Raw genomic sequence first — 12,203 nt, forward strand, 5'->3', positions numbered from 1 at the left:
TTGCTAAATGTGATAATTGTCATAAATTATTCTTTCGGTAAGCCTTTATTTGGCGTGGATAAACATATTAAAAACCGGGTATTGGGAACTACCCGGTTTTTTATGAACCCTTGCCTCCGTGGGGTAAAATAATATCTGAATAGGTAGCTTTCTTCGGCGCGAGCCGGGGGTTCTTCGGCGGGTTCAACACTTTCTTCGGCGGCTGTCGCGATTTGTTCGGCGGTTCTGACTCTTCCTTCGGCGGGTTGTGCACTTTCTTCGGCACGTTCACCTTATCTCCGCGGAAAGCGAAGTGTATTTCCGGAGCGGTGGCATATCAACTCAGCAGCCGTCCTCTACATCTTCTCCGGTGCATTCACTCCGAGCAGGCCTAAGCTGTTTTGAATGGTGATTCGGACTGCTTTCATCAGGGCGATGCGTGCTTTAGTCTGTTCCGGATCATCTGGATTCAGCACTTTTTCCGCATTGTAAAAACTGTGCAGCTGGGATGCCAGATCGAATACATATTGCGTTATTTTATGCGGGGTCTGTTTTTGTGCTGCATCTGCAACGGTCTGCGGGAATTCCCCCAGTTTTTTCAGCAATTCCACTTCTTTTTCAGATGTGAGAAGCTCCGCATTATAATTACCATCACCTGCAAGGCCTTTTTCCTCCGCCTGCTTCAGCATCGTGCAAATCCGGGCATGTGCGTATTGTACATAGTATACCGGATTATCATTTGATTCCGATTTGGCCAGATCCATGTCAAAATCCAGCTGCGTATCATTTGAACGCATAATGAAGAAATACCGAACTGCATCAGCTCCAACCTCATCGAGCAGATCGCGGAGTGCCACAATTTTCCCGGTGCGTTTGGACATTTTAATCAGTTCATCATTCTCAAACAGGCGAACCATTTGAATGACTTTCACGTCAAACTTTTCGGGGGAATAACCCAATGCCTCAATGGCTGCGCGCATTCTGCCGATATAACCGTGGTGATCCGCTCCCCACACATTAATAATCTGATCATAGCCGCGTTCCAGTTTATTTTTATGATAAGCAATGTCCGGGGTGAGGTACGTGTAATTACCATCCTGTTTGATAAGCACGCGGTCTTTGTCATCGCCAAATGCCGTGGAACGGAACCATACCGCACCATCCTGATCGTAAACATACCCGCCGTCCTTCAATGTCTGTACCGCTTCTTTCACTTTGTTGGCATCATACAATGATTGTTCCGAGAACCAGTTGTCAAAGTAAACACCGAAATCATTCAGGTCTTTTTTCAACTTATCTAATTCAAAATTCAGGCCATATTCCTTGAAAAAAGCAAGCCTTTCCGTTTTTCCCGTATTGATCCACTGTTCCCCATACTCATTTGCAAGCGTTTTGCCGATATCAATAATATCTGCGCCGCGGTAACCATCTTCCGGCATTTCTCCTTTCATGCCAAGTGCCTCTTTGTAGCGCGCCTCAATCGATAATGCGAGATTGTCAATCTGGCTTCCGGCGTCATTCACATAATATTCCCGGTCAGTTTGATAGCCGGCCATCTCGAGCACATTGCAGAGGACATCACCAAATGCTGCGCCGCGGGCATGTCCCAGGTGCAAGTCCCCGGTCGGATTAACCGAAACAAATTCAACCTGCACTTTCCCGTTTTTTCCAGTGTCCGTCCGGCCGTAATCCTTGCCGGCATTCAGGATGGTTGGAATTAATTCACCTAAATAGTCACCTTTCATGAAAAAGTTGATAAAACCTGGTCCGGCAATCTCCACTTTATCAACTGCTGCCTTCGTACTGTCCAGATTTTGCACAATATCATCCGCAATCAAGCGTGGTGCTTTTTTGGCAATACGGGCCAACTGCATGGCAATATTGGTCGCAAAATCACCGTGTGCCTTTTCTTTTGGTTTTTCCAGAATAATTGCCGGGAGTTCTGCTTCTGATGCGAGTTCCGCTTTTACAACCGCGGCTGCAATTTCCTGCTTTAACGTGTCTTCCGTTTGTGCAAGGACATTCATTCGGATTCCTCCTTCTTCAGTGTCATTTCCAATTTGTGTGTTCGTGCTTCCTGTCCATTAAGACTTACTGAGTAATCAATGGTCAGTAACCCATTCCTCTCTCCTGTCAGAGACTGAAAAGCAATGGTATCCGTATAGGTTTCCATATGTATGTTGCCATGGGGATGCTGAAATACGTTCTCCGTTTTTTGACCGGTATGGAATTGCTGATGCATCGTAACGACACCAACCCGCTTGATACTGACTCGGTCCGGATTAATGGTGATCAGATTCTTAATTGCTGCACCATCATCAGTTGTTTCCTCATATGTCAGTATACAGCGGTTTCCCTTTTCATAATACGTACCGGATTCGTTTAGAGTATTGTATTCCATTTCACCATCGTTATCAATCATTGTCTGCATCTCAATTGTAATGGATTTTGACTCCAAGTTCATCCTACTCCGCTCCTGTATCATATAATTTCCTATTATATCGATAATGGTACCTGTTTATCAATATAAAAAAATTTTGCTCAGCGGAACGGAATTATACGAATTTTTCCGTTTATTCCGGACTTTCTTTTCCCATAATGGTAATAATTAATCGATAACGATAATGGGGTAAAGCTGTATGAAGATGAAAAAATTTATACCCGAAAACAAATGGTATCTGTTGCTGTACAGTTTTGGCGGCTTGTTCATGCTTGGTCTGACCATGCTTGTTGCTGTGTATTTCATCAGTTTCCTGCTTGGACCGCCAAAACTGATGACAGATCAAAATACAATCTACTATGGCATTCACGGTGATGTAATCGGCGAAGAAAGCGGTGTTGAAAACCGTTACTGGGTTAATCTCGAGGATATTTCGCCGCATGTCATCCGGGCCACGCTTGCGATTGAGGACCAGCATTTTTACGAGCATAATGGATTTGATTTAAAACGCATTGCCGGTGCAGCGTTGGCTGATTTAAAAAGCATGTCCCTGCAGGAAGGTGCGAGTACCCTGACCCAGCAGTATGCCCGAAATTTGTATTTATCCCATGAAAAATCGTGGACACGTAAAATCAAGGAAGCATTTTATACGGTACGAATTGAAATGTACTACTCCAAAAATGAAATTCTGGAAGGCTATTTGAACACCATCTACTTCGGACACGGGGCATACGGGATTGAAGCAGCAAGCAGGTTTTTTTTCGATAAATCGGCAAGTGAACTAAGCTTGGCCGAAGCATCGATGCTTGCTGCAATTCCAAAAGGGCCATCTTATTACTCCCCGTTAAATAACCGGAAAAATGCGGAACGGCGTCAGAAACAGATTTTACTGACGATGTGGAAAAATGATGTCATTTCAGAGCAGCAATATTATTTGGCGTCACATGAAACATTGGCATATGCAGGGAAAAATGAAGAAAAACAGCCTGCTGCCGCACCGTATTTCCAGGATACGGTCCTGTTGGAAGCTGCCAATATTCTTGACACAGATACCGAATCCATCCGGTCAGGCGGCTATAAAATCTTTACAACACTTGATAAGTCGCTTCAGAAAAAGCTGGAGAAAAATGCAGCCAGTGTCATAAATGATGCAAGTGACATTCAGCTTGGAGCCGTGGCAATGGCCCCTGACACCGGCGGAATTCGCGCGCTGGTTGGCGGAAGAAATTACCGGGAGAGCCAATTTAACCGGGCAGTCCGCGCCAAACGCATGCCAGGTTCAACGTTTAAAGCCTTTTTATATTACGCCGCACTGCGGAACGGGTACACCCCGAGCACGATGCTGGAGAGCAAACCGACAGCTTTTGAATTGGAAGACGGAAAGGTGTATCAGCCGAGCAACTTTAATGGCTATTACGCCAATCGCCCAATTTCACTTGCCCAGGCACTTGCCCTTTCGGATAATGTATACGCCGTTAAAACGAATATTTATTTGGGGGCGCAAAAACTGGTTGATACAGCAAAAAAATTCGGGATTGACAGCAAACTTCCGGCAGTTCCGTCGCTAGCCCTTGGAACCGCGTCAGTCACAGTTGAGGACATGGTTGCCGGTTATGGAATGATCGCCAATGGCGGGCACCAAATTGATGGACACACCATTACGAAAATCGTGAACCGTCGCGGCAAAGTTATTTTTGAACGAAAAGAAGAAACCGGTGAGCAAATATTGGACAAACAAACAACATTCGTTTTGACTCAATTGCTGACAGGCATATTTGATCGTACGCTGGACGGCTACATGTCAGTTACCGGCTCGACAGTTGCCGATGAACTTGACCGCATATATGCAGCCAAGTCCGGCACAACCAATACAGACAGCTGGATGATTGGCTACAGTCCTCAGCTCGTGATGGGCGTGTGGACTGGCTACGACAATAATAATCCGCTTGTTAAAACCGAAGAAGTTGCATATGCGAAAAATATTTGGGCGGATTTTATGAAGGCCGCGCATGAAGATATGCCCGCCAAACGCTTTACTGTCCCGGATGGCGTTGTCGGCGTGTCGATTGATCCGGTTACAGGAAAAAGGGCAACACCATATTGTGAGAAAAGCCGTGTGATGTATTATGAAAAAGGAACAGCACCTGAAGTCCATTGCACCAAGCATATGCCGGAAGATGGCGAAGATGTAAAGCAAGATTCCGATCGGGAAAGTCATGATAAAGAGAAAGGTATTTTTGAAAAGTTGTTTGATATGCTGTTTTGATGGATTTTCCCAGTAGGGTCTCCATAAAAGACAAAAAAGAAGCCGACCCTATCCGTATAGAGTCAGCCTCTTTTTTGTCCTAGTAATACATGAGTTAGCCCATGTATACATATTTTACAAATTTCCGGTTGAAAGTACAAGATTTTAAATTATTGTTCATAATTCAGTCACAAAATGTTCAATTTTATTCCGGAAGTACATCTTTAAGTTCGTCGGTAGAGTTTTTCCACATTTCCCCGCCTTCAAAATCAGCAAGGAAATCCTTCAGCAATTTCTTGGAATGGTCATCCATATGTTCAACCATGACTTTACCTTTAAGTGACTTGTCCATATGTGTGACATGCTCAGGCATGGACTTGTATGCGCGCTTGATTGAGCGGTCTACACGGATTTCACTTCCGCATACACCGGAAAAATATGGACCATTTTCCCCTTTTTCAACTGTTACCCAGACGATCCAATACAGTTTTCCGTTCGGTACTTCCTCTTTATTAGGCAAAAATTTCACACGGCGTTCCACTTCACTGCGGGCATGCATCGCACCCATATCAACGAACGCACGGTCTTCATTTGGATCAATTATTACCGGTGACATATTTTCAAGGCTGATGGAACCGATGCCGTAGCCGCCATGGCCATCCGTGGAATCGTCCTTAAGTATCGTAAATGGATTGCTTTTCTTTTTATTTGAAGATTGCTCTGAACTCATTATCTGACCCTCCTACAAGCTTTGGTAACCATTGTAGCATAGGTTAATGGGACATTTCACATATGAGCGATTGCTCAAGCTTTTCACCTGAAAAAACCCGCCATCAGGAAGGCGGGCTCTCACGTAATGATCGGATAAACAGCTGGGCGTCGCTGATTTCGGTATCCGTATAATTTTGTTTCGGTTTGACGGTATGTATTTTTTCATACAATTCATCTTCCGCTAAATCGTCAAAAAAGAGCATTGTGGAAACAAGCTCCAGGAAGCGTGAACTTTTTTCTTTCAGCATCTTTACGTGAGTGGTCATATCCGGCATCTCAAGCCGAAACTGATCCAAAAAAGATTTTCCATCGTCAGTAATTGTATAATTGTATTGAAAATAGTTGCTCCGGTCCTCTTTTTCCTCCGCGATAAAACCAAGATTGCACAATTCTTCCACCCGGAGTGAAAGCTCTTCAGAGTATGGACCGTAAAAGTGAAACTGATATTTTTCCTCAAACGGCATGTGACACCGCTGCAAAATATAAATCATTTTCTGCAGTTTTTTTCGTCCGCTGACATCGTTTGCCACCGAAAAAAATTGCATTAGTTTTGCATGATTAGTCAGCATGATTCCCTGCACCTCCATATAAAAGCTCCAGAATTTTACCTTTTACTCCATCATCAGCTATTTTTTCAATCATATCAGCCGGAAAATACAGCTTATGGTCCGTCCGTTTTTTCCCGGATATCGCTTCAACAATATCAGAGTGCCGGGAAAGTTCCTTCAACTCACCATTCGGCATGCGTAAATGAATCGGGAGCCGCTCTTCCTCTTCACCCGGCCTGTAAAAATCGTACGGCAGGTCCGATGATGAATCGACAACCAAATAATATTCCGGATCAATGCCCGCCTTCTGAAACAAACGGTAAAGCTCCATCCATTCATTCATCTGCTGATTTGGATTGAATTCGATATACTTAAATAAGTGCCGATTCATGAACCGCTCGCACAAATCTCTTAAGATCTTATCGTCTTCCTCCTGCCATAGCTGGAAGTAATAAGAAACAATCGATTCATCCAATCTAAGATAATCACTCAGGTCGACATCTTCCTTAAAAAAGGAAATAAAATGGGCCGGCCGTAATTTAAATGTGTAATTTTGTTGAAACAAATATTTGGCCCGATGCAGGATTTTCGACAAAATCACTTCTGCACTCCTTGTCACCGGATGGAAATAAACCTGCCAGTACATTTGATAGCGGCTCATAATGTAATCTTCCACCGCATGCATTCCGCTTGATTTGATGACGACCTGATCTTCAATCGGCCGCATCACCCGCAAAATCCGCTCCATATCAAAATGTCCGTAACTGACACCAGTGAAATACGCATCCCGCTGCAGATAATCCATTCGATCCGCGTCAATTTGGCTGGAAATCAAGCTGACAACGAGCTTATCTTCGTATGTTTTATTAATGACATCGGCAACTTTTTTGGAGAATCCCGGTGAAACATGTTCCAAAATCCGGTTAATCCCCGTGTCGCCAACGATAATTTGTTTTGTAAAGTGCTCATGATCCAGCTTGAATACTTTTTCAAACGAATGCGAAAACGGTCCATGCCCCAGGTCATGCAGAAGTGCCGCACATAGACAGAGCAGACGTTCATCCGGATTCCAATGTGTATGTCCGTTGAAATTATACAGAATCCGGCGGACAATCTCATAGACGCCGAGCGAGTGGTTAAACCGGCTGTGTTCAGCACCGTGAAACGTCAAGTATGTGGTACCAAGCTGTTTAATACGCCGCAGCCGCTGGAATTCCGGGGCGGCGATCAAATCCCAAATCACCTGATCCTGTACATGAACATACCGGTGCACCGGGTCTTTAAACACTTTTTCTTCGTTTAATTGTTCATCTTTGTAAGCCATTTTTACAACCCGTTTCTTTTCGACAACTTTTATTTTATTATATAATAGATGTCTAAAGTTAAAAAGAGTCAATCTTGATTTACAGAAGGAGAAAACAATGAAAAACTGGCGTGGCCTCATCCGAAATTCAACTATCCGATATCTTGATCATTCCGGGAAAAAAACGTTTCATCATAAACCCTACTCCGCATTGACATCATTTGCAGTGGACGATGTGTTGGCACTGTTTGTCAACGGGATTACAACGCCGGCGGTACGGCTGTGGGTACATCCGGATACCGTTGTACTCGGAATCCCCGATGCCCGCCTGCCATATATAGATGAAGGCGTACAACTGCTCGCCGCCCGCGGGTATCACGTCGTTGTCCGCAATTCCGGCGGGCTTGCTGTAGCACTGGATGCTGGTGTTTTGAACATTTCCCTTGTGCTGCCGGGGGTCAAACATGTATCGATATATGATTGCTATGAGGCGATGGTCGGTTTTGTAAAATATTTGCTGCGCGATTTGACAGACAGCATTGAAACATATGAGATAGTCGGGTCCTATTGTCCGGGCGACTATGACTTGAGTATAGACGGACGCAAATTTGCCGGGATTTCACAGCGGCGCGTAAAGGATGGCGCTGCGATTCAAATTTATTTGGATGTCGAAGGAAAAGGCGTGGAGCGGGCTGAATTAATCCGGGACTTTTATAATATTGCATTGAAAAATGACGAGACAAACTTTGAATTTCCAAAAGTTGATCCATCGAAAATGGCATCTTTATCTGAATTGCTAGGCATGCGGCTTACCGTTGGTGATATGAAAGAACGTGTCGTGAACGCATTGCAGGAAATAAGTGAAGAAGTCGTTTCCTCCGACTTTTCTGATGCAGAAGCTGCACAGTTTGAAAAACGATATGCACAGATGGTGAAACGGAATGAGGGGATTGCCGGGCTGCAGTAGTAAGGACTCTTGTGTGGAGCCGGCTTTATGAAGGATGAATGGGGAATATCAACTTTGCGGCGAACAAATCGACCCTCATGTACCAGTATCAACCTTCATCCGGTGATATCAACCTTCACAGTTGAGTTATCAACCCTGATGCAGCAATAATCGACCCACGCGCTGTAATTATCAACCTTCATGTCAAGTTATCGACCCTGCGTGCGGTTCTTATATGGCAAAAAAAGCTTGCAGCACATTGCCGCAAGCTTTTTTGTCGCTCCTATCCAGCCTGAACCGCTGTAATGATGGCAAGTTTATACACATCATCTGCCGTGCAGCCGCGGGACAGATCATTGACCGGTTTGTTCAATCCCTGCAAAATCGGGCCGACAGCACCGAATTCCCCCAGGCGCTGGGCTATTTTATAGCCGATGTTACCTGCCTCAAGACTTGGAAAAATGAATACAGTCGCATCCCCTTGTAAGACAGAACCGGGAGCTTTTTGTTGCGCCACATCCGGTACAAATGCCGCATCGAATTGGTATTCCCCGTCAATAAGAAGATCGGGGTTTTTTGATCTGGCAATTTCCAGTGCCTCTGTTACTTTTTCCGTCTCCGGTGAGGTTGCCGATCCTTTCGTGGAAAAGCTGAGCATCGCCACACGCGGATCAATATCGAACAATGCTGCAGTGTTGGCGCTCTCCATCGCAATCTCGGCAAGGTCCTGACTATCAGGACTGATGTTGATGGCACAGTCTCCGAAAATATATTTTTCATCATTGCGGACTATTACGAAAACACCGGATGTCTTTTTGATGCCTTCTTTTGTTTTAATAATCTGCAGGGCAGGTCTGACTGTATCTGCTGTTGAATGGACAGCCCCGCTCACAAGACCGTCTGCCTGATTCATATAAACGAGCATGGTTCCAAAGTAATTTTCGTCGGTCAGAATAATGCGGGCTTCTTCATCGGAAACCTTCCCTTTGCGGCGTTCGATGAAAGTTTCAACCATTAAATCAAACTCGGCAAATTCCGCCGGGTTCATCAGTTTGCACGAATGGATATCCACACCAATTTGTTCTGCCTGCCGATTAATCTCATTCTTGTCCCCCAGCAGGATCGGGGTCAACGTTCCGGAAGCTCCAAGCTGGCTGGCGGCGGTTAAAATCCGCTCATCGGTGCCTTCCGGAAAAACAATTGATTTATCCACGTTGGCTAATTTGCTGCTTAATTGTTCAAAAAGCGTACTCATAACACGAACCTCCCAATTAAAATAACCTAATTAAATGATAATCGATGGCGGACTTAATATAAAGAATCTGCTCCCAAAAAACTTTGGCCTTATGACAGAACGTTGACAGAACCTGTTTTCCATGATTATTGTTCCCAGGTTATGATATAGTAAAAACATATGAAAATTTTTATGACTGAAGGAGAGATATAGCATGGCAGCTGAAGCAGTTGAAACATTGGATGGCTGGTATTGTCTGCATGACCTGAGAACAATCGACTGGACTTCCTGGAAGATGGCATCAGATGAGGATCGCCAGTCAGCAGTCAGTGAATTTAAAGACCTCCTGACAAAATGGGAAGCGCTCGAAACAGAAGAAAACGGCAGCCACGTTGTTTATAAAGTTGTCGGACAAAAAGCGGATTTGATGTTTATGTTCCTTCGACCGACAATGAACGAACTGACCGACATTGAAACAGAATTTAATAAATCCAAATTTGCGGAGTACTTAAAGCCGGCCCATTCCTATGTGTCTGTAGTCGAACTTTCCAAGTATGGACCGCAGCGCCCGGCGGATGATCCGCGGACACTGGAACGCCTGCACCCGATTTTGCCAAAATGGGAGCATATGTGTTTCTATCCGATGGACAAGCGCCGTCAGGGAGAAGAAAACTGGTATTCCCTTGATTTTAAAGAACGTGCAAAATTGCTTTATGAGCACAGTAAAACAGGCCGCAAATACGCCGGCAAGGTCAAACAGATTATTACCGGATCATTTGGCTTTGATGACTGGGAATGGGGCGTAACACTGTTTGCCCACGATGTATTGCAGTTGAAAAAAATCGTGTATGAAATGCGCTTTGATGAAGTAAGTGCCAAGTATGGTGAGTTCGGTGAATTTTTCGTCGGCAACCATCTGGCAAAAGAAGATATTGATGCATACCTGAGCATCTAAATCACTACCCCCTGGCTATAGCCGGGGGTTTTTTTGTGCAGTTTAACTTCGTTGCAAGGTACCAGGCACCTCCATTTTTGCAGTCATTATCCGTTTTTATGTTGCATACACATATCTAGTAGCCTGACAGCATGAGGTGCAGAATTGGGGTGTGTTGGTTATGGCTGTTATCAAGACAACGGAAAAAGGTGTTAAGCTGCTTGCCCGTTTAATGCGGGCAGAGGCTGAAGGTGACGGCAAGCTGGGGATGCTTTTGGTTGGAAATACCGGTGTTAATCGTGTGCTTTCCAATTGCCTGGATTTCACCAACCTGGGCACCATTCGGGAAATGGTTTTTCAGAGTCCGGGTGGATTTGAGGCAGTTCAGAAAGGATACTTTTACCAGGCAGCTCGCCAGCAAGACATAAAGCTTGCCCGTAAAGTAATCAGCGGGAAACAATATCGACCGGCCACTAATGCCCTCTGGTTCTTCAGACCATCAGGAAACTGTCCCTCCCAATGGTTCGGCCAGTTGAATGCCGGCAGATTTAAATCACACTGCTTCTATGCACCGCTGGAAAGTGAATGTCCGAGAGTCTATTAAACATAAGGAGGTATGTTATGAGTAATCAGGATCCAAACGGAAATCAGCCGTACAATAATCCGTATCAGGCCTATTATCCATACTATTATTATCCGCAGGCGGCACCTGCCTATTACCCTGCGTATGACACAAGGCAGATGGATCAGTCACAGATGCAGCCGCCGATGCAGAATCCCGCAGCACCTGCCCCGGAACAGGCTGAACCAATGCTGCCGACCGAGCAGTCTTACATCGAAAATATTTTGCGGTTAAATGAAGGGAAAATTGCAACCGTCTACATGTCATTTGAAAACAATGCCGAATGGAGTTCCAAAATTTTCAAAGGGCGAGTCGAAGCAGCGGGCAGGGATCACATTATTCTAAGTGATCCGGAGACAGGGAAAAGATATTTGCTGCTGATGATTTACTTGGATTATGTAACATTTGATGAGGAAATTAATTATGCCTATCCATATGGTAATTCTGGAAATATGACCACAAATCCATCAAGATAAGGGACGATTTTAGAAAAACTTGGCTTCCATCCAAGTTTTTCTAATGTCCCAACAAAAGGGGAAATTCCAATGCGACATCCATATGAAAAATTTATTCGCCTGGAACTGCTGACATTGGCGGCAGCCGTTATTATCGGGCTTATTGCCATTATTCAGGGATACCTTTTAATTGTTTTCTTTTGTCTGTTTCTTGTAGCAATCAGTATGATTTTTGAAGGCCTGATTGCCATGAATACCTTCCACACAACGGAAGGACTAAAGCAGTTTACAAAAGCCGCCATTCTGTTGCTGCTGACGTTTATTCTGTTTTTCAAGCTGTAACGCTATACATATTTGATAACCGTATAGCCGAGCAGGATCCAGCCAATCAGAAATGCCACACCACCAAGCGGCGTTATCATCGCGAACGTCGTTACACCGGAAACAGAATAAATGTACAAACTTCCGGAAAACAGAATAATTCCGATGAAGAACATCCATCCGGCCCAAACCATCCCGCCATTTTGCAGTTTGGCAAACAATAATCCGGTAACAAGCAATGCCATCGTATGGAACATCTGGTAAGTTACCGCCTTGTCCCAGATACCCAGCATCTTTTCTGTCAGTTTACCTTCAAGACCATGTGCCCCAAAAGCACCTAATGCAACTGCTAAAAATCCATTTATTGCACCTAACAATAAAAACAATTTCATCTTTCTGCTCCTT

Annotated in this window: 13 protein-coding genes; 6 read left to right on the forward strand and 7 right to left on the reverse strand. The window is 44.6% G+C overall.

Features of this window, described 5'->3' with window-relative positions:
• Positions 1 to 335: 335 nt before the first annotated feature.
• Positions 336 to 2,006, reverse strand: coding sequence for an arginine--tRNA ligase (gene argS, locus B1K71_RS17740; protein WP_077329389.1), 1,671 nt, complete (start codon positions 2,004 to 2,006; stop codon positions 336 to 338).
• The gene (locus tag B1K71_RS17745) at positions 2,003 to 2,443 is read right to left on the reverse strand and encodes a DUF1934 domain-containing protein (RefSeq protein WP_077329390.1); all 441 of its coding nucleotides are present in this window, start codon (positions 2,441 to 2,443) and stop codon (positions 2,003 to 2,005) included. Before B1K71_RS17745 ends, argS begins: the two co-directional genes overlap by 4 nt.
• Positions 2,444 to 2,618: 175 nt before the next feature.
• Here B1K71_RS17745 and B1K71_RS17750 point away from each other — a divergent pair, with 175 nt between their 5' ends.
• Positions 2,619 to 4,685 carry a transglycosylase domain-containing protein gene (locus B1K71_RS17750; RefSeq protein WP_139343357.1) on the forward strand — a complete coding sequence of 689 codons (2,067 nt, stop codon included), beginning with the start codon at positions 2,619 to 2,621 and terminating at the stop codon, positions 4,683 to 4,685.
• A 184-nt stretch (positions 4,686 to 4,869) separates the two neighbouring features.
• Here the strand turns inward: B1K71_RS17750 and B1K71_RS17755 are convergent, their stop codons facing one another.
• The 3 genes from B1K71_RS17755 to B1K71_RS17765 all read right to left on the reverse strand — a co-directional run bounded on the left by B1K71_RS17755 (position 4,870) and on the right by B1K71_RS17765 (position 7,307).
• Positions 4,870 to 5,394 (reverse strand): YwhD family protein, encoded by a 525-nt coding sequence (locus B1K71_RS17755; protein ID WP_077329391.1) that lies wholly within the window; start codon positions 5,392 to 5,394, stop codon positions 4,870 to 4,872.
• A 103-nt stretch (positions 5,395 to 5,497) separates the two neighbouring features.
• Complete coding sequence (locus tag B1K71_RS17760; protein ID WP_077329392.1) at positions 5,498 to 6,004, reverse strand: YwgA family protein; 507 nt, start codon at positions 6,002 to 6,004, stop codon at positions 5,498 to 5,500.
• On the reverse strand, positions 5,994 to 7,307 hold the full coding sequence (locus B1K71_RS17765) for an HD domain-containing protein (RefSeq protein WP_077329393.1): 1,314 nt from the start codon (positions 7,305 to 7,307) through the stop codon (positions 5,994 to 5,996). Before B1K71_RS17765 ends, B1K71_RS17760 begins: the two co-directional genes overlap by 11 nt.
• Positions 7,308 to 7,404: 97 nt before the next feature.
• On the opposite strand from B1K71_RS17765, the gene B1K71_RS17770 reads away from it, so the two are divergent.
• Positions 7,405 to 8,253, forward strand: coding sequence for a lipoate--protein ligase family protein (locus B1K71_RS17770; protein WP_077329395.1), 849 nt, complete (start codon positions 7,405 to 7,407; stop codon positions 8,251 to 8,253).
• A 262-nt stretch (positions 8,254 to 8,515) separates the two neighbouring features.
• Here the strand turns inward: B1K71_RS17770 and pta are convergent, their stop codons facing one another.
• A complete protein-coding gene (pta, locus tag B1K71_RS17775; RefSeq protein WP_077329396.1) occupies positions 8,516 to 9,487 on the reverse strand; it encodes a phosphate acetyltransferase in 972 nt (323 codons plus the stop codon).
• A gap of 193 nt (positions 9,488 to 9,680) precedes the next feature.
• Between pta and hemQ the strand changes: the two genes are divergently transcribed.
• From hemQ to B1K71_RS17795, 4 genes are all read left to right on the forward strand, one after another.
• Positions 9,681 to 10,421, forward strand: a complete 741-nt coding sequence (gene hemQ / locus B1K71_RS17780) for a hydrogen peroxide-dependent heme synthase (protein WP_077329397.1) — start codon at positions 9,681 to 9,683, stop codon at positions 10,419 to 10,421.
• Positions 10,422 to 10,581: 160 nt separating this feature from the next.
• Positions 10,582 to 11,004, forward strand: a complete 423-nt coding sequence (locus B1K71_RS17785; RefSeq protein ID WP_077329398.1) for a cell wall hydrolase — start codon at positions 10,582 to 10,584, stop codon at positions 11,002 to 11,004.
• A 17-nt stretch (positions 11,005 to 11,021) separates the two neighbouring features.
• Positions 11,022 to 11,498: a spore coat protein GerQ gene (gerQ, locus tag B1K71_RS17790; RefSeq protein ID WP_077329399.1), complete on the forward strand. Its 477-nt coding sequence runs from the start codon at positions 11,022 to 11,024 to the stop codon at positions 11,496 to 11,498.
• 69 nt (positions 11,499 to 11,567) lie between these two features.
• On the forward strand, positions 11,568 to 11,819 hold the full coding sequence (locus tag B1K71_RS17795; RefSeq protein ID WP_077329400.1) for a hypothetical protein: 252 nt from the start codon (positions 11,568 to 11,570) through the stop codon (positions 11,817 to 11,819).
• Between the two features lie 2 nt (positions 11,820 to 11,821).
• Here the strand turns inward: B1K71_RS17795 and B1K71_RS17800 are convergent, their stop codons facing one another.
• Positions 11,822 to 12,190, reverse strand: coding sequence for a DUF423 domain-containing protein (locus B1K71_RS17800; protein ID WP_077329401.1), 369 nt, complete (start codon positions 12,188 to 12,190; stop codon positions 11,822 to 11,824).
• Positions 12,191 to 12,203: the final 13 nt, after the last annotated feature.

This window comes from Virgibacillus siamensis (assembly GCF_900162695.1).
GTDB lineage: Bacteria > Bacillota > Bacilli > Bacillales > Amphibacillaceae > Lentibacillus > Lentibacillus siamensis_A.